We start from the raw sequence: 18,028 nt of genomic DNA on the forward strand, positions 1-18,028 counted from the left end.
TGAATCTAAGCATCGTGCTTTGGGCTTACGGCTTCATTTATCAGACGCAGGCAAAGCTGGTTGAACACTATCCGGGATCGGATTCACAAAAACCGCCCCATTGAGCTTCTTCTCATGATCTTCTTTGGCTTTAACAATCTGCTCCGGGTTGCGGAACAGCTCTATAGCCGTACTTCCCATAATCTTCGCCGCATGGGCCATGCCTTTATGCGCCGCAGGCAACTTACCTTGTGCAACCATCTGCCATGAATGAAGCGGCGTGCCGATTGCGCAGGTTGCACCGCGCATCTGCACAGTTGGAACAACCCAGCTTACACTGCCAACATCCGTGGAGCCAACGAGCGAGTTATCGCCCTTATAAGGCTCATAGATGCCTTCGCAAAGCGCAATTTCAGCGTTTGGTTGAACACCGAAGCGGCGGAACGCATCGGAGATATCTTCTTTGGTCAGTGTTGCCTGAAAACGCTTTGCGGTTTCGCGATCCTGCTCATCAAAAACCGGCGGTCCAAGGCGATCAAGCTCACGCTGCATCAGCTGCTCCAGCGCCGGATTGCCAATAAGATTGGCATCACCGCTGACGATGTCGCTCTTGACCGTTGTTTCGGTCATCAGAGCCGCACCATCGGCGATCTTTTTGACGCGCTCCAGCAGAACCTGCATTTGCGGCAAATCGAGCGCGCGGATCAGGTAGCGCACGCTTGCTTTTGCCTGCACGACATTGGGGGCATAACCACCTGTATCAGTGACAGCATAGTGAATGCGCGCTGATGACGGCATATGCTCGCGCATATAATTCACGCCGACATTCGTCAGCTCGACGGCATCAAGCGCGCTGCGCCCAAGATGCGGAGCGGATGCCGCATGGGCTGCGCGACCGGTGAAGTTGAAATTGATTTCGTTGCAAGCCAGTGAAACCGGATCGTTTACGCCTGCAAAAGGCGCCGGGTGCCAGCAGAACGCAATATCGACATCGTCGAACAAGCCTTCGCGCACCATAAAGCCCTTGGCTGATCCGCCCTCTTCGGCAGGGCAGCCATAATAGCGTACACGTCCTTTGATGCCGTTTGCCTCGAGATATTCCTTCACTGCGGCGGCAGCCAGAAGCGAACCGGAACCAAGCAGGTTATGGCCACAGCCATGTCCGTTGCCGCCCGCTTCAATCGGCTGCTCTTCCGCTACACCGGCAAGCTGGCTCAAGCCTGGAAGTGCATCGAACTCGCCCAGAATGGCGATGACCGGACCTTCTTCACCCGCCTCGCCCATCACAGCGGTTGGCAGGCCTGCGATACCACGCTGCACGCGAAAGCCTTCGGCCTCCAGCTGAGCTGCATGAGCGTCGCTCGACTTGTATTCTTCGTAATTGGTTTCCGGGTTATCCCAAACCGTATCGCTCAGTTCGAAATAGGCGGCGCTCTTTGCGTCGACGATATCCCAGATGTCGTGATGGTTCTTCAACTTGAGGTCCACGCTCTCGGCTCAATTTTCAACATTTCAGTCGGAAGAAGCAGGTCTAGGACAATCGAGAAGACCAAAATTTCGGCTTCTGTTTTATCGGCTTTTATGGCTGAAACAGTTCGATCTGACTGCTGCCACAGAAGAGAACGCTCCTCCCGAGCGGGACCTAGAGGTACTCTAAACTTGTGGCAACAGATATAAGTGAAATTGCTCAAAAGACATATCAGAAGTGACATTATGGCCAGCAAGAGTTTCCGGTTTGATAAGCCATTATGCGGATAGGTAACGATACGCTCCGAAAGACGAAGGCTACTCACTCGGCAGCGGAGGCTGCATCGGTTAAGGCCGATGCAGCCTCGGACTGCGTTATGAGCTTTTAAGCTCATCTTCATCCATGTCTCTTGCACGGCACGTCAAACATTGAATTGAAAGCCATCGACTGTGAAAGCCTGCCCCGTAATGAAGCAGGGCTCCGATGTCGCAAGGAAAGTTACCATGCGTGCCACATCGTCGGCACAACCTAGCCGTCCCAATGCAATTCCCTTGATAACTTCATCTGCGCGTTCGGTGACATTCGTGTCGATCTCCGTACGAATGACACCAGGACAGATGGCGTTAACCGCAATGTTTGGCCCCAGTTCCTTGGCAAGCGAACGAGTCATGCCAAGGATACCGGCTTTTGCTGCCGCATAAGCGAACTTGCTAACCGCTGCCGTTACACCGCCCGAATAGGCGTTGAGCGACGACATTGAAACAATCCGGCCACCGCCCTGCTTCAGCATATGTGGTGCAGTATGCTGAATATAATTGAAGCAGCTTTTCAGATTGATCGCGATTGCACGGTCGAATTCGTCTTCTGTAATATCAAGAATGCCGACAGGAGCGGAACGCCCGGCATTGTTGAGCAGGAAGTCGACGCGCCCGAAGGTTTCAATTGTGTGGGCGACAATCTCACCTGCCCGCTTATGGCTAGAGACATCAGCAACACATTGAAGGGCACGCACGCCCAGAGCTTCGATCTCGGCTGCCGTATCAGCGAGCTCCGCCTCGAGCAGATCGACCAGCGTCACATGATAACCAGCTCGCGCCAGATCAAGAGCACATGCCTTGCCGATGCCTCGCGCGCCGCCCGTGACGATGGCAACTTTGTTTTCAGTCTTCATTTCAAAACGTGCTCCTTTTGTGTTGCCTTGTGATCGTATGTCTGCCACATTATTCCACAACAGGAATTTGGTTCACCTATATGAACATTGAAAACAACGGCGAAGTTAAATCGGCAGTCAGGGTTCTTGAAATTCTCGAATTCCTTGCTCGCGCTCACAAACCGGTAACACTGAAGGCGATTGTTGCCGAACTGGGTTATCCAAAGAGCAGCACCTTCAATCTGCTCGCGACCTTAGTTGCACGTGCCTACGTGGTCCGTGACGACACCGAGTCCTATAAAATTCATGATGCTTTCCGGAACGGCCCCGGCTGGTGCAGCGGTAGCGACGCCTATCTGATAGCAACAGCACAGCCGATCATGGATGCCATGCGCGACAACGAAGGCGAGACGGTATTTCTCGGCGCGCGACGCAAGGATGGCCGCGTCAAGCTTCTGGCCAAGAGTGCGAGCCATCAGGTGGTGCGCTTCGATTCTGACCTCACAGGCTCGGACCCCGCTTACTGCACGGCTATGGGCCGCATCCTTCTCGCGCATTGGCAGCCTGAAAAGACAGCAAGCTATCTCGCCAAAGAACGCATCATACCGCTCACCGAGAAGACAGTAATAGACCGCGTGCAGATCCGCCGCATTGTCGATGCCGCGCGAGAAAACGGCTACGCAATTTGTGACGAAGAAGCGGTCATCGGCGGCTCAGGCGTTGCTGCACCGGTTTTTGATGCCAGCGGAGAGGTGATTGCCACGCTGAATATGGCAACGATTTCATCGCGTTTCACTGCTTGCCGGCAACGTATGATCGACGCCGTGATCAAACACGCCGCTGAGCTGAGCGCTCGCCTCGGACATAAACCATCCACAACAGACAAGCAGTAAAATGGATATACATTTCAAAGAGAAAAGAGTCCTGGTCACTGGGGCCGCGAGGGGAATTGGCCGTGCCATATGTGAGGCGTTCGCCGCAGATGGCGCATCGGTTACTGCAACGGATGTTCTTGATGATGAACTGGCGAAACTCGTTAATGAAGCACGTCCGGCACGCGGCGGGTCAATCCGTGCGGCCCATCTTGACGTAACCGATGAAACCGCGATTGCAGAATTGATTGCGGACGCTGACAAAGACGGTGGCTTTGATATTTTCGTGCATGTGGCAGGTGGGGTTCTTGGGCAGAAAAAGCGTCCCCTTGAAGAAGTCCCTGCTGCCGACTGGGATCGTATCTACGACATTAATGTGCGTGGCGCATTTCTTGTCGGCAAAGCCGTCGTTCCCGCTATGAAAAACCGTGGCGCGGGCAAGATGGTATTCATTTCAAGCGGTGCGGGGCTTGGCGTCAGCCTGACCGGTATCCAAGCCTATGCCAGCGCAAAAGCCGCCCTTATTAGTCTCGCGCGCCAGCTTGGCCATGAACTCGGCCCATGCGGGATCAACGTCAATGCCGTAGCTCCCGGCTTCCTGCGCACAAGCCCCGACTATGAGCGTCAGTGGGCGTCTTATGGCGACGATGGTCAGGCTGCCATGATCAATGAAATTCCGCTGCGTCGTATCGGACTACCGGAAGATATTTCCAATGCAGTGCTCTTTCTCGCTTCGCCCTATGCAAGCTGGATCACAGGCCAGACCGTATCGGTTAGTGGAGGACCAACAACATGACGACTGATACACCTGTTCCAACATGGACGTGGCCAGAAGAGCGGCTGCAGACTATCATGAACCGTGCACGCGCTGGCCGCAGCTTCAAGCCATCGGCTTGGGCAAATGGTGCAAAATGTGCAGTTGGACTGTCGTTCGACTCCGACCACGACACATTCGAATTGCGTGATGGCGGCAAATCGATTTCTGCTCTTTCACAAGGACAATTCGGCCCGAGGCAAGGCATTCCACGCATTCGTGAATTGCTGCGGAACAACTGCATTCCCGCAACATTCTTTGTGCCTGCAGTTTCGGCGATCCATTATCCTGACGAGCAGCGCGCTATAATTGATGAGGGGCATGAAATCGCCCTTCATGGCTGGATTCATGAGCGCAATACTTTGCTTGATGGCGATACCGAGCGCGATCTTCAACATCGTTCTGCTGATGCGCTGGAGACGATCACCGGTATCAGACCCGTGGGCATCCGGACGCCATCGTGGGATTTCAGCGACAATACTCTCCAGATTACCGCCGAAATGGGCCTGCTCTACGATTCTTCGCTGATGGCAGACGTCGATTGTTATGAGCTTTTGCTTAATGGCGAGCCGACCGGTGTGACCGAACTGCCAGTCGAATGGATTCGTGATGATGCTGCCTATCTCGTCATGGATCGTTGGGGCGGTTTGCGCCCACAGATTGCACCGCACGATATTCTCCAGATTTTCATTCGCGAGTTTGATGCCGCTTATGAAGAAGGGGGGATTTTCCAGCTAACGATGCATCCGGATATCATCGGCCATCGGTCCCGCATTTGGATCTTGAAGGAACTGATCGGCCACATTCGGCAACATAAGGATATCTGGTTCGCCACGCATGCGGACATCGCACGTTATGCCAAGCTAAACGGCTGATAATACTATAATTCTATCGCTAACGCTTAAAGCCCGACCTGAGTTTCAGGTCGGGGTTTTCTGCTTGTTGATCAGCGTATGATGATTTTCATTATTCAGAACTAAATTCATATACATGAACCAAATTCCGCTTTTCATCACTCGTCAGTGGGTACACACTTAATGTTGAGGAAAGGCGTGGAAAGTCGCACCAGACAAACTCCACCCCGAAACAATCATAAGAACGAGGGAACTATGTTCAAGAAAATCGCCGCTATCAGTCTATGCACTCTCTCCGTCCTTTACAGTGGAAGCGTGCTCGCGAAAGAATGGAAGACCGTTACTGTTGGCGTAGAAGGTGCCTTTCCGCCATTCAACCTGACCACCCCTGGTGGAGAGCTTCAGGGGCTTGATCTGGATGTTATCAAGGAAGTCTGCAAGCGGGCTGAACTTGATTGCAAGATCGTAGCGCAGGATTGGGACAGCCAGATTCCGTCGCTTCTCGCTGGCAAGTTTGATGTGGTCCTGACCATGGGACCAAACCCGGAGCGCCGCAAAGCCATCGATTTCTCTGACCCATATGTAATCACGCCGAATACTTTCCTGGTTCCGGCTGACGGACCATTAGCCAACCTGCCTCACACAGGTGAAAGCCTCTCCACGGATACGGAAGAAGGTAAAAAAGCACTCGCTGATCTTAAAGAAGCGCTGAAAGGCAAGACAATCGGCGCTTCACTTTCGACCAGCCAGCTGCAGTTTGTAGAAGAAAATTTCGGCGATGCCGTTCAAGTCCGCACCTATAAGGGATCGGAACAGGTCAAGCTTGATCTGCAATCAGGCCGCGTCGATGGTCAGTATGACAATGTCGTTTTCGCTCGCGACCGTGCCGAAAAAAGCAATGGTGCGCTTAAGATCACCGGGCCACTTCTGGTCGGCGGCATTCAGGCAACAAATGTCTGCATCGGATTGCGTAAAGACGAGCCTGAGTTAAAAGCCAAGCTCGATAAAGCCATCGGCGAAATGCGGGCAGATGGAACACTTTCGAAAATGTCTGAGAAGTGGTTCTCGATGGATTTGAGCCCGAAGAGCTAAACGAGTCCCAATAGCCAAACAAAAGCGCGCTGTTCTCACAGCGCGCTTTTCTAATTAAAAGTCCCAGTCATCATCTTCTGTCGCAACAGCCTTGCCGATCACATAGGAAGAACCCGAACCGGAGAAGAAGTCGTGGTTTTCGTCGGCATTCGGCGAAAGCGCTGAGAGGATCGCCGGGTTGACCTTGCAGGCTTCCGCCGGAAACAGGGCTTCGTAACCAAGGTTCATCAGCGCCTTGTTTGCATTGTAATGCAGGAACTTTTTGACATCTTCGGTCAGACCAACGCCATCATATAGCGCTTCGGTATAACGCACTTCATTATCGTAAAGCTCCAGCAACAGATCGAAGGCAAAATCCTTGATCTCCTGCTTTTTGGCTTCATCAAGCTTCTCAAGCGCGCGCTGATACTTATAGCCGATATAATAACCATGAACGGCTTCATCTCGGATGATAAGGCGGATGAGGTCAGCCGTGTTGGTGAGCTTGGCACGGCTCGACCAGTACATTGGCAGATAGAAACCCGAATAGAACAGGAAGCTTTCCAGAAACACGCTGGCAATCTTCTTCTTGAGCGGATCTTCAGCCTTGTAATTCTCAAGGATCAGCTGTGACTTCCTTTGCAGGAATTCGTTTTCTTCCGACCAGCGATAGGCGTCGTCCACATCAGGCGTCAGGCACAGCGTCGAGAAGATCGACGAATAAGAACGCGCGTGCACCGCTTCCATGAAGGAAATGTTCGACAGAACAGCTTCTTCATGCGGCGTGGAGGCGTCATCCATCAGTGTCACAGCACCGACGGCGTTCTGGATCGTATCCAGAAGCGTCAGGCCTGTGAACACGCGGATAGTGAGCTGCTTTTCTTCCGCTTTCAGCGTTTCCCATGATTGAATATCATTGGAAAGCGGCACCTTTTCCGGCAACCAGAAATTGCCGGTCAGACGGTTCCAGACTTCAAGGTCTTTGTCGTCTTCGATGCGGTTCCAGTTGATGGCCCGCACAACCGCCGGCTTTTTCGCATTGTTGTTTTTGAACTGCATGTTCATAGATTTCACCTTGGTCATAGGGCGCAGGAAACGCAGCCTTCAACCTGCGTACCTTCGAGCGCCATCTGGCGCAGGCGGATGTAATAAATCGTCTTGATGCCCTTCTTCCAGGCGTAGATCTGCGCCTTGTTGATATCGCGTGTGGTGGCGGTATCACGGAAGAAAAGCGTCAGCGACAGACCCTGATCGACATGCTGCGTTGCCGCTGCATAAGTGTCGATGATCTTTTCCGGGCCAATCTCATAGGCATCCTGATAATATTCGAGATTATCATTCGTCATGAAAGCAGCCGGGTAATAAACGCGGCCAATCTTGCCCTCTTTACGGATTTCAATCTTGGAAACAATCGGATGGATCGAAGAGGTCGAATGGTTGATGTAGGAGATCGAGCCTGTTGGCGGCACGGCTTGCAGGTTCTGATTATAAAGCCCGCCTTCCATGACGGCCTTTTTCAGTTCCTGCCAGTCTTCCTGCGTCGGGATCGCAATACCGGCATTCTCGAAAATCTCGCGAACCTTCTCAGTTGCAGGCTCCCAGACCTGATCGGTATATTTGTCGAAATATTCGCCTGTCGCGTATTTCGATTTCTCAAAGCCCTTGAACGAGCTTTTCTGTTCAACAGCGATCAGATTGGAAGCGCGAACTGCGTGATAGGCCACCGTGTAGAAGTAGATATTGGTGAAATCGACGCCTTCTTCCGAACCATAGAAAATACGTTCGCGAGCGAGATAGCCGTGCAGGTTCATCTGGCCGAGGCCGATAGCATGGCTTTCATCATTGCCGCGCGCAACCGAAGGGACAGAACCGATATGGCTCATGTCTGCAACGGCCGTCAGAGCACGGATTGAGGTTTCGATGGTCTTGCCAAAATCCGGGCTATCCATAGCTGCTGCAATATTGAGCGAGCCGAGATTGCAGGAAATATCCTTGCCGAGATGCTCATAAGAAAGATCATCATTGAAGATGCTGGCTTCGCTCACCTGAAGAATTTCCGAGCAGAGATTGCTCATGGTGATGCGTCCATCAATCGGATTGGCGCGGTTCACCGTGTCTTCGAACATGATGTAAGGATAACCGGATTCAAACTGGATTTCCGCTAGCACCTGGAAGAAATCACGCGCGTTGATCTTCTTCTTGCGGATACGGCCGTCATCAACCATTTCACGGTATTTTTCGGTGATCGAAATCTCGGTCATCGGCACGCCATAGACGCGCTCGACGTCATAAGGCGAGAAGAGGTACATATCTTCGTCGTTCTTTGCGAGTTCGAACGTAATGTCCGGGATTACAACGCCAAGCGACAGCGTCTTGATGCGGATTTTTTCGTCTGCATTTTCGCGCTTGGTATCGAGGAAGCGCATGATGTCGGGGTGATGGGCGTGCAGATAAACCGCGCCCGCACCCTGGCGTGCGCCAAGCTGGTTGGCATAAGAGAATGAATCCTCCAGCAGCTTCATCACCGGAATGATGCCCGAAGACTGGTTCTGGATCTGTTTGATCGGTGCGCCGGATTCACGAATATTGGTCAGGCTCAGTGCCACACCGCCACCGCGCTTTGAAAGCTGCAGGGCGGAATTGATGGAGCGACCAATCGATTCCATGTTGTCTTCAACGCGCAACAGGAAGCACGAGACCAGTTCGCCGCGCTGCTTTTTGCCTGCATTGAGGAAGGTCGGCGTTGCCGGCTGATAACGGCCCGCAATGATTTCATCGACCATTTCGCGTGCGTGCTGTTCATTGCCACGCGCAAGCGCAAGCGCCACCATGCAAACGCGGTCTTCGTAGCGCTCGAGATAGCGCTTACCGTCGAAGGTTTTCAGCGTATAGCTGGTGTAATATTTGAACGCACCGAGGAAGGTCGGGAAGCGGAACTTCTTGTCATAGGCATGATCGAAAAGATCACGCACGAAGTTGAAGGAATACTGATCCAGCACTTCCCTCTCGTAGTAGCCTTCATCGACCAGATAGCCGAGCTTTTCACGCAGATTGTGAAAGAACACCGTGTTCTGATTGACGTGCTGAAGGAAGTATTGCTGCGCAGCCTGCCGGTCACGATACAGCTGAATTTTGCCGTCATCGTCATACAGGTTCAGCATGGCGTTTAGCGCATGATAATCCAGCGATGTCTCCGTGGGCTTCTGCGGCTTGCCGCCCGATGAAGCCCCCGATGCTGGGGATGACTCTTGCTTTTCCGAAGCGGCGACCGTCTCGCGCTCACGGGTCAGGGTTGTGTCTGCCGTGTCCAAAATCGTTCCATCCCGTCTTTAACATTGCCAATGTCTTCATCCGTTCCCAAAAGCTCAAAGCGATAGAGGTAGGGAACCTGACATTTTTCCGAAATTATTTTACCTGCAAGGCCAAAGCCTTCACCGAAATTACTGTTCCCGGCGGCGATAACACCGCGAATGAGGGATCGGTTATCCGCATCGTTGAGAAAACGGATGACCGGTTTGGGAACAGCGCCTTTCGCACCGCCGCCGCCATAGGTTGGCGTTACGAGTACAAAAGGCTCGTTCACCCGCAACAGACCAGCATTGTCTTCATAGCTTTCCAGCGGAATACGCTTTGAGCGCATCCCCAGACGCATCACAAAGCGATGCGTGTTTTCCGAACGGCTGGAAAAATAGACGATCTGGCCCATAACAAACTCCGGCAGCAGACCGGCGTTACGCCAGCGAGCTGATCATATCCGGCCGGAAACCGGCCCAATGGGATTCACCAGCAACAACTACCGGCACCTGACGATATCCGAGGCCCTGAACGAGATCATACGCATCGGCATCGGCGGAAATGTCGATGACAGCATATTCAATGCCCTGACGGTCGAGCGCGCGGGTGGTTGCGGTGCACTGGACGCAGGCGGGCTTGCTATAGACGGTAACGTTCATTTTTTCCTCACTGGGGATGGAGCATTTCCAGCACTGTCGCAGAAGCATTTGGCGTTGGAGAATGCGTATAGACAGATGTTTTGATCCACTACGCCTCACACGAATGAAGGCGCAAAAAGGCGTTCGCGCATGATGAAATGCGCGTGAAAAGCAACGAAAACTGAGAGGTACAACGCGCTTTAACAGCGCGAATCCTCCAAACTAGCCCGTAAATGGCGGACCGGAACTGTTTGGTCTTGAATTACTCGACATGCTTGTCACCCCGAAGCTTATGAGAGGGATATACGGGGCACCAAAAGACATGGCAGTACAATGCCATAACTTATCGCGCGCCAACCGGACACCCCGCCCGTGGACGTTCTCGTTCAAGGCAGGTCTCCTGGCTCACGGCTCATCGCTCGCATCCGTCTTCCCGGCCTGTGCCAGTGACATCTGGATTTGAACTCGCCGCTTACAGTTGCGGGGGCAGCTACGGCTTAACAACATCCATCATGGATACCGCGCACCGTATTCCCATCTTCGCTTTTGATCCTCACGAATCGTAAGAACCTTGAACACAAGATATAGTATCTGAAGTTAAAAAGTCGTCAATGGATAGACGGATCAAAAAAACTAAATCTAGCCTTTGTTTCGTCCAGCCTGTGAATAGCAGGGATATGTAGCCGACTATTCCACAGGCTTGATCGGTTTGGGCCGAAACTCGGGCTTTATGGCCTTCAAAGCCATGCGATCCACTATATGTGGTGCCAGAAGTTTCAGCCAGCGCCCCAAACGCATTTGACGCGTCATCAACACTTCGCGTTTGCGATTGGTGATTCCATCCAGCATCAGCTCGACGGCCCGCTGAACAGACATCATATCGTCTTCGCGCACACCGCTCATTCCAAGAGCACCACCGCTGGCACTATAACCTGTGTTACGAATGTCAGTTTTGACAACACCCGGATAAACGATCGTCACCGAAATACCGCTCGGCTCAAGCTCCGATCGCAGCGCCTCGCAAAACCCTGAGAGCGCAAATTTGGTGCCACTATAGGCGGTGCGCCCCGGCACACCTATCAGCCCGGCAACAGATGAAACCGCAACGATGCGGCCTTTGGATTTGGCCAGATGCGGGAGTGCTGCATGGATCGGCCAGACGCTGCCCCAATAGTTAAGCTCCATCAGATCATGCATCCATTGCAAGTCTTCCGGTTTGATCTCGGCAAAATTGGCATGAGCCGACATGCCCGCATTCACAATCAGCGTATCGATCCGCCCAAACGCAGCGGCCGTCTTTTCGATAAGCGCAATACAGGCATTGTGATCGGTGACATCGGTTGGAACGACCAATACCTGACTACCCGATTGTTCAAGCTCAGCAGCAAGTGCCTGCAACTTCTCGGCATTGCGCGAAGCCAGAACCAGCGCTGCCCTCGCACCATCCCGCGCACTGAGCTGTCGCGCGGTTTCAGCGCCGATGCCATCGGATGCACCTGTTATGATCGTTACTTCCATGAAGCCCTCCCTTGCTCGCATGAATAAGCGCGGTCCGAGCTTACATTCCAGCTTGTCAGGCCGTCCAGTACAAGGATTTTGGGCATAGCCGCATCCGAGTGGTCTGATTCCAGCATTTGCGTCCCTCGGTTCATGTGCTGAGCAAATATTGGAAATACACTACCCGTTTGTTTTTGAGCGCATCTTGTTCCAAAAACCGCTTAGCACTTTTCGGGATGCGCTCTAGGTTCACAAAGCCGTGTGGCCTGCGCGACAAAGAGTTTAACGAAATCAATGGCCTGCTGAACGTGCTCGTCAAGGCAACTATTGAATCGATTAAAATCCTTCGTCTTGGTCGAAGGGATAATTTGACAGCCGGGCTTTATATCCTGTATCGATCTATTAAATCCTGAACATTGTTCAATATATTGAACAATTAAGAAGAGGTCCTCCCAAGCATCTCTTCAGACGACCGCTGCACCGGCTGCATCGGAAAACTGTCGGTCTGGCTTTCCTATACGTGAAAGCCGGACCGCTTGAAACCCAGCGCCTTTGTGCCGGCGAGGAATGAGAGACCTCGGCGCTGGGGAAATATGAATAAGGGTGGAAATTATGACTGTAGGTATCAAGCCATTTTCGTTCGACACGGTCGGCTCAATGCTTGTCGAGTGGGGGGCTGCAATGCGTCTCGGCGAAATTCTGGGCGAGCGTTTCTCAGAACGCAAAATCCTCATCGTAACCGACAAGGGCCTGCACAAGGCTGGCGTTCTCAACGAAGCGCTTGCTTCGCTTGAAAAGGCTGGCTTCGGCATCAGCATTTTTGATGCCGTCGTTGCCGATCCGCCGGAATCGGTTCTGTTTGAATGTGTCGATCAGGCCAAGACAGCCGGTTGCGATATCGTGCTGGGCCTCGGCGGCGGCTCTTCGATGGATATTGCAAAGCTTGCTGCGGTGCTTATCGTCTCCGAGCAGGAACTGTCCGAGCTTTACGGCATTGGCAAAGTGCAGGGCACGCGCCTGCCGCTGATCCAGATCCCAACCACTGCTGGCACCGGATCGGAAGTGACCAACATCACGATCCTGACCACCGGCGAAACCACCAAGATGGGTGTCGTTTCCCGCCAGCTCTATGCAGATTTCGTCATTCTAGATGCAGAATTGACCTGCGGTCTGCCAGCGCTTCACACAGCAGCCACCGGCATCGACGCCATGGTTCACGCGATTGAAGCCTATACCAGCCGCATCAAGAAAAATCCGCTTTCTGACGCTTTCGCGCGTGAAGCGTTGAAACTCCTGTCGGCCAATCTGGTTGCAGCCTGCGAAAACGGCAAAGATCGCCATGCCCGTGAAGCCATGCTGCTTGGCGCAAACTATGCCGGTCAGGCCTTCTCGAACTCGCCGGTTGGCGCCGTTCACGCGTTGGCTTACCCACTCGGCGGTCACTATCATGTGCCCCATGGTCTCTCCAACGCCCTGATGCTCGGACCGGTTCTGCGCTTCAACATGGCGGGCGCAGCTGAACTTTATGCAGAGCTTGCAGACCTGCTGCTCGGCAAATCGGAAGGCACGACAGAACAACGTTCAGCAGCTTTCGTTGATTTTATGGAAGACCTGATGAACCGCTCTGGCGCACCACGCCGCCTGCGTGACGTTGACGTCACCGAAGAAAGCCTCGAAACGCTTGCCCGTGATGCAATGTTTCAAACACGTCTTCTGGGTAACAACCCTGTTGATGTGACGGAAGCTGACGCGCTGGCGCTTTATCGCGAAGCATTCTGATCCAAACATCTAATTTAATGAGCATCCCGGAAGAGCGCGCCTGATGGCTGTTCTTCCGGAGCTCTGTTTCGTCCTTTCGGAGTAAAATCTTGAGCACTGAACGCATCGATGGTCAGGAGCAGCCATATTGGCCTGCCGGACCGTTCAAAATCCGTCTGCCTTTCGTTCATTATAAATTCGAGTGGCCTGATTACTGTCAGGGCCTTCTGATGTGTGCGGTCGACCTCTCGGCCATTCCACTGATGGCGGAACTGCTGGGAATGCCATTTGAAGTGGCGCTCGCCGTCGTCGTTCTCAACGGCCTGTTCTACCTCACACATCACCTGCTCGGCGACCCGGTCGTTCCGGGCTGGATCACCCCTGCCGTGCCACTCATCATGGCATATTGCGCCACCTTCCCTGAAGGTCCGGAACGCATTCATGCCCTTGTCTCCTTCCAGATGACATTGGGGCTACTGTCGATATTCATCGGCGCGACAGGCATCGCAAACCGCGTCATTGCCGCTATTCCGCAGGCAATTAAATCCGGCATCATTATTGGTGCAGGCTTTGCAGCGGTCATTTCCGTGTTCAAAATTGGCGGCAACTTCGACATTTTCCCGTTCACCATCGCGATCTCGATCGGCCTGTGCTTCTATCTGATGTTCTCACCGCAGTTCGCACGCCTTTCCCGCAATGGCGGCTTTTTCGGCCTGATCGGAAAGCTCGGTGTTCTGCCGTGCATCTTACTTGCCGTTATTGTTGCTCCATTGTTTGGCGAAGCAAAATGGCCTGAATTCCAGTGGACAATCTCGTCGCCGGATTTCACGACGCTCTGGCGTGAATACACGATCTTTGGTCTCGGTATGCCACCGCTCTCGATGTTCCTGACGGCTCTGCCGACGGTTCTCGCAACCTATATCGTTCTCTTCGGTGACGTGCTGAAAACCAAATCGATCCTCGGCGAAGCACAGCTTCAGCGCCCGGATGAAAAGATCGATTACAGCGCCGACCGCGCCCACCTCGTTTTCGGTATCCGAAACACCGGCATGTCGGTGCTCGGCCCCGATGTAACCATGTGCGGACCGGTGTGGGCTGCGATGCAGGTCGTCATCTGCGAACGCTTCTCCAAAGGCAAGAAGTCCATGCACTCGATCTTCGGCGGCGCAGGCTCATTCCGCTGGGGCACCAATACCGGCTTGTTCCTGATGCCCATCGTGACACTCGTGCAGCCGATCCTGGGCGTGGCGCTAACCCTGACGCTGCTCATTCAGGGCTATGTTTCGGTGCGTATCGGCGTGATGGAAGCCCGCTCTCAGCGTGATCTCGGCATCGCCGGTGTCACTGGTGCCGTTCTGGCGACGCGCGGTGCTGGCTGGGCTTTTGCCACCGGCGTTGTGCTCTGCCTGATTATCTATGGCCGTGACTTCTTCAAAGGCGAGACCGATCGCACCTTCGTCAAGGACCAGCAGTCGCAGTAATCTGACTAAAAAGTCTCCCGAAGGAAACACCGGGAGACTTTCACTTCGAATAAGTTTCCCCAAGGCAGATTTGCCTCTTCAAGAAGATTCCTATAGATTTCAGCCGCAGTCCGGCAATCGCATTTCTCCTCCCAACGTCTATTGCTGCGCACTGCGTGTCAATTCGGAGTAAAAATTGCGTAGTGAACAATCTATTCTTCAAATATCCATAGCAGTTACTATTTTTGTTGCAGGCTTTGGTGTCGTTTTCGGCCTTTTGTCTGGCTCATTTTCTATTGTCTTTGACGGGGTCTACATGTTTGCCGACGCTGCAATGAGCGGGCTTGCACTTGTTGTTGCCCGGCTAATTGCATTGTCTGCGCTACCAGAGCCTCCAAGCGGGAAATTGCGTGATCGCTTCACCATGGGTTTCTGGCATCTTGAGCCGATGGTTCTGGGCCTCAATGGCATCATGCTGACCGGCGTTGCCATCTACGCACTCATCAATGCCATCGGCAGTCTGATGCATGGTGGCCGCGATCTCGAATTCAGTTACGCGATCTTCTACGCAGTTGTTGCTCTGATTGCCTGCCTCGGCATGGCATGGCTCGAAACCCGTGCCAACCGCAAATTGAAATCCGACTTCATTGCGCTTGATGCCAAGGCGTGGATCATGTCGGGCGGCATTACCGCTGCACTCCTGATCGCCTTTCTGGTCGGTTATTTCATTCAGGGAACCCGGCTCGACTGGGTGACGCCTTATATCGATCCCGCTGTTCTGGCCCTTGTCTGTATCGCCATCATTCCTATGCCGATTGGAACCATCAAACAGGCGCTTGCAGACATGCTGCTTGTGACCCCTCTCGATCTCAAACAGCATGTGGATCAGGTTGCAAAAGAGGTCGTTGAGCGCAATGGCTTCAAGTCTTATCGCGCCTATGTCGCCAAGGTTGGGCGCGGCAAGCAGATCGAACTCTACTTCATCGTACCACCCGATCAGCCCGCGCGAAAGCTCGAAGAGTGGGATGCATTGCGCGATGAAGTCGGCGATGCGCTTGGCGGTGAAGGCCCAGATCGCTGGTTGACCATTGCCTTCACCACGGATGTTGAATGGGCCGTATAACGGCCCATTATCACCAGCCATTATTCAGTACGCTGTCGCCGTTTCGTCATCAGCATGGGTGCATATTCGAGAACGTACAGCCCAAAGGCCAGCATCCAGAGAAGCGCCGATGCCGCAAGGAAAGTATGAAAGAAATTTGGCATCATTTCCGCGATTGGGCGGATCAGCGCTGACAATATCAGGCACAGATAGGCAATTTGTGTTGTGGGCGAAGCGACAAGTTCACGTCCCGTATGCCCCCGGGTGGCACGGGTCATCACTGCCAACATCATACAGCCAATGACACCCACGGTCATAACGTGAAGAGCCGAAAACGGATTAAGCTGTTCGAGTGCTGCCAGCGCTATCGCAACGAAACCGGCAGGCACAAAGAAATAGGCAACGTGCAGGACAAGAACGAGCTTGTCTTTTGCCACGCTCCATCCGCGCCAGCGATAAAGCCGTACAAGATGCAGACCAGCGGCGATGATTGCGATGACAGCTGTCAACGAATGCTCTGGAACTACAATCCAGCTCACGCAGGCGATGGCACCGACAAGAATAGCAAGACCATCATAGCGATTAAACGGCACCGGAAAGCGCTTGGCCCCCATACGATTAAGCCAATTGCGCGTGAAGCTTGGGATGATCCGTCCACCGATTAACATAACCAGAAGCACATAAGCACTAATTCCGGCACGATTGGCAGTGGCTATGTCGCCATTCGTTATCGCCAGATAATGGAAGCAGAAATTGGCAAGCATAACGATTGCCACGCCGATCAGAACCTTGAGGTTTTTCCACTGATGGCCGGCAATGATTTCGCGCGACGCGATAAATAGAAGCAACGGCAGAAAGAGGCTTTCAATGCCGATTGCGATATAGAGATTAACAAGATCGGGAACCAAAAAAACCAATCGCCCTAGGAGCCAGACACTGAACAGCAGGGCAAGCGATGTTCCCGAAACGGGCAAGCGGCCTGTCCAGTTCGGAACAGCCGTCAAAAGAAATCCAGCAAGAATGGCAGACGAAAAGCCGAACACCATCTCATGGGCGTGCCAGTTGAGCGCGCCATAGGCGCCGCCAACCGTCAGACCGAATGTGAGGGAGAGTATCCAGAGCAGCATGGCCAGAACGGCCCAAATTGCACCACCCAGAAAAAACGGGCGAAACCCATAGCTGAAGATCGCGGGGCCAGTCTTTTTATAGCCGCGCGCAATCGCACCACGACGTTCGGAGGGCATTCCTATGGGGGCTGTTTGGGCAGTTGAGGCTGCGGGGGTGGCCAGCAGGCCTTCCTTTATTGTCATGACGTCCTCATCATGGAACCGCAGCCAGAGCGCATCGTATCTATCTCGAATTTACCTGCGCTCTAGCATTATAGAGTTATGCAGCACGGCTGCATATTTGAAACCCATTATTTCGCACTGGCAATTGCCTTTTCGAGACGCGCTTGAACGGGTTTGGGCTTCTTGGCAGCAACGATTTCGTCAAGATTGGCTGGATTGTCACCGACAACGATCAGAGCAACCATGCCCATCGCATAGTGCGGCGTGCACTTGACAAAATATGCGCCGGGTTCGGAGACGGACAGAACGTAATTCTCGTTAATCTTGCTTTTGAATTTTTCCGCAGCCGCCGGGATCATATCCTTGATCGACTCGACATTGTGTCCCTTGTCGACCGGAATAAATGTAATCGTGTCGCCGGGATTTGCCTTGATGTAGGAAGGCTCGAAAACCATTGCACCTTCAGCACCCTTATTGAGCATGTGAACCTCAATATTTTCGGCCAAAGCGGGAGCAGCCATCGCAAAGCAAAGTCCGAATGCTGCGAATGGGATTGCAAACTTACGCATCTAATTTCATCTCCATGGGCCGGCCTCTGCAGCATCACGATGGTGCCCGAAGAACCGCGCTGTTGGAGATTTAGACTGACTCCGTTTCAATCTCTTTGATTGGGATCAAACACATTCAATATTGTTGATTATGACAGTCAAATATCCCGAATGGTCTGACGCGGCGACCCTAGATCGATCACGAAACAAAGGTGATTTGCAGCAATTCTCGAA

Annotated in this window: 16 protein-coding genes and 1 riboswitch; of the genes, 7 read left to right on the plus strand and 9 right to left on the minus strand. The window is 53.1% G+C overall.

Annotated features, from left to right (window positions below; genetic code table 11):
* Window positions 1–33 precede the first annotated feature (33 nt).
* Together ABWV94_RS08395 and ABWV94_RS08400 are read right to left on the minus strand one after the other, a co-directional pair.
* Window positions 34–1,467, minus strand: coding sequence for a M20 family metallopeptidase (locus ABWV94_RS08395; protein ID WP_353413129.1), 1,434 nt, complete (start codon window positions 1,465–1,467; stop codon window positions 34–36).
* 401 nt (window positions 1,468–1,868) lie between these two features.
* Window positions 1,869–2,618 (minus strand): SDR family NAD(P)-dependent oxidoreductase, encoded by a 750-nt coding sequence (locus tag ABWV94_RS08400; protein ID WP_353413131.1) that lies wholly within the window; start codon window positions 2,616–2,618, stop codon window positions 1,869–1,871.
* A gap of 80 nt (window positions 2,619–2,698) precedes the next feature.
* Between ABWV94_RS08400 and ABWV94_RS08405 the strand changes: the two genes are divergently transcribed.
* The 4 genes from ABWV94_RS08405 to ABWV94_RS08420 all read left to right on the plus strand — a co-directional run bounded on the left by ABWV94_RS08405 (window position 2,699) and on the right by ABWV94_RS08420 (window position 6,229).
* Window positions 2,699–3,490 (plus strand): IclR family transcriptional regulator, encoded by a 792-nt coding sequence (locus ABWV94_RS08405; protein ID WP_353413133.1) that lies wholly within the window; start codon window positions 2,699–2,701, stop codon window positions 3,488–3,490.
* 1 nt (window position 3,491) lies between these two features.
* Window positions 3,492–4,265, plus strand: coding sequence for an SDR family NAD(P)-dependent oxidoreductase (locus ABWV94_RS08410; RefSeq protein ID WP_353413135.1), 774 nt, complete (start codon window positions 3,492–3,494; stop codon window positions 4,263–4,265).
* Window positions 4,262–5,158: a polysaccharide deacetylase family protein gene (locus ABWV94_RS08415; RefSeq protein ID WP_353413137.1), complete on the plus strand. Its 897-nt coding sequence runs from the start codon at window positions 4,262–4,264 to the stop codon at window positions 5,156–5,158. Before ABWV94_RS08410 ends, ABWV94_RS08415 begins: the two co-directional genes overlap by 4 nt.
* A gap of 234 nt (window positions 5,159–5,392) precedes the next feature.
* Complete coding sequence (locus tag ABWV94_RS08420; protein WP_007877698.1) at window positions 5,393–6,229, plus strand: transporter substrate-binding domain-containing protein; 837 nt, start codon at window positions 5,393–5,395, stop codon at window positions 6,227–6,229.
* A 54-nt stretch (window positions 6,230–6,283) separates the two neighbouring features.
* Here ABWV94_RS08420 and nrdF read toward each other — a convergent pair whose 3' ends face one another.
* The 5 genes from nrdF to ABWV94_RS08445 form a co-directional block, all read right to left on the minus strand.
* On the minus strand, window positions 6,284–7,273 hold the full coding sequence (gene nrdF, locus ABWV94_RS08425; RefSeq protein ID WP_113499953.1) for a class 1b ribonucleoside-diphosphate reductase subunit beta: 990 nt from the start codon (window positions 7,271–7,273) through the stop codon (window positions 6,284–6,286).
* 14 nt (window positions 7,274–7,287) lie between these two features.
* On the minus strand, window positions 7,288–9,519 hold the full coding sequence (nrdE, locus tag ABWV94_RS08430) for a class 1b ribonucleoside-diphosphate reductase subunit alpha (protein WP_113499930.1): 2,232 nt from the start codon (window positions 9,517–9,519) through the stop codon (window positions 7,288–7,290).
* Complete coding sequence (nrdI, locus tag ABWV94_RS08435) at window positions 9,495–9,914, minus strand: class Ib ribonucleoside-diphosphate reductase assembly flavoprotein NrdI (protein WP_353413140.1); 420 nt, start codon at window positions 9,912–9,914, stop codon at window positions 9,495–9,497. The genes nrdE and nrdI overlap by 25 nt, the downstream gene beginning before the upstream one ends.
* 25 nt (window positions 9,915–9,939) lie before the next feature.
* On the minus strand, window positions 9,940–10,161 hold the full coding sequence (gene nrdH, locus ABWV94_RS08440; protein WP_007877694.1) for a glutaredoxin-like protein NrdH: 222 nt from the start codon (window positions 10,159–10,161) through the stop codon (window positions 9,940–9,942).
* Between the two features lie 352 nt (window positions 10,162–10,513).
* Window positions 10,514–10,729: riboswitch (cobalamin riboswitch) on the minus strand.
* A 98-nt stretch (window positions 10,730–10,827) separates the two neighbouring features.
* A complete protein-coding gene (locus ABWV94_RS08445; RefSeq protein WP_353413142.1) occupies window positions 10,828–11,658 on the minus strand; it encodes an SDR family oxidoreductase in 831 nt (276 codons plus the stop codon).
* A 591-nt stretch (window positions 11,659–12,249) separates the two neighbouring features.
* On the opposite strand from ABWV94_RS08445, the gene ABWV94_RS08450 reads away from it, so the two are divergent.
* From ABWV94_RS08450 to ABWV94_RS08460, 3 genes are all read left to right on the plus strand, one after another.
* Entirely contained in the window at window positions 12,250–13,416 is a 1,167-nt protein-coding gene (locus ABWV94_RS08450; protein ID WP_353413144.1) for an iron-containing alcohol dehydrogenase, read from the plus strand.
* Window positions 13,417–13,505: 89 nt separating this feature from the next.
* Window positions 13,506–14,876, plus strand: a complete 1,371-nt coding sequence (locus ABWV94_RS08455; protein ID WP_353413146.1) for a hypothetical protein — start codon at window positions 13,506–13,508, stop codon at window positions 14,874–14,876.
* Window positions 14,877–15,051: 175 nt separating this feature from the next.
* Window positions 15,052–15,978: a cation diffusion facilitator family transporter gene (locus ABWV94_RS08460; protein ID WP_105520036.1), complete on the plus strand. Its 927-nt coding sequence runs from the start codon at window positions 15,052–15,054 to the stop codon at window positions 15,976–15,978.
* A 20-nt stretch (window positions 15,979–15,998) separates the two neighbouring features.
* On the opposite strand, the gene ABWV94_RS08465 is transcribed toward ABWV94_RS08460, so the two are convergent.
* Both ABWV94_RS08465 and ABWV94_RS08470 read right to left on the minus strand, forming a co-directional pair.
* Window positions 15,999–17,267, minus strand: coding sequence for an NnrS family protein (locus tag ABWV94_RS08465; RefSeq protein WP_353413149.1), 1,269 nt, complete (start codon window positions 17,265–17,267; stop codon window positions 15,999–16,001).
* Window positions 17,268–17,374: 107 nt separating this feature from the next.
* Window positions 17,375–17,815 (minus strand): pseudoazurin, encoded by a 441-nt coding sequence (locus ABWV94_RS08470; RefSeq protein WP_007877676.1) that lies wholly within the window; start codon window positions 17,813–17,815, stop codon window positions 17,375–17,377.
* Window positions 17,816–18,028 lie beyond the last annotated feature (213 nt).

This window comes from Brucella sp. NBRC 12953 (assembly GCF_040369775.1).
Classification (GTDB): Bacteria; Pseudomonadota; Alphaproteobacteria; order Rhizobiales; family Rhizobiaceae; genus Brucella; species Brucella pseudogrignonensis.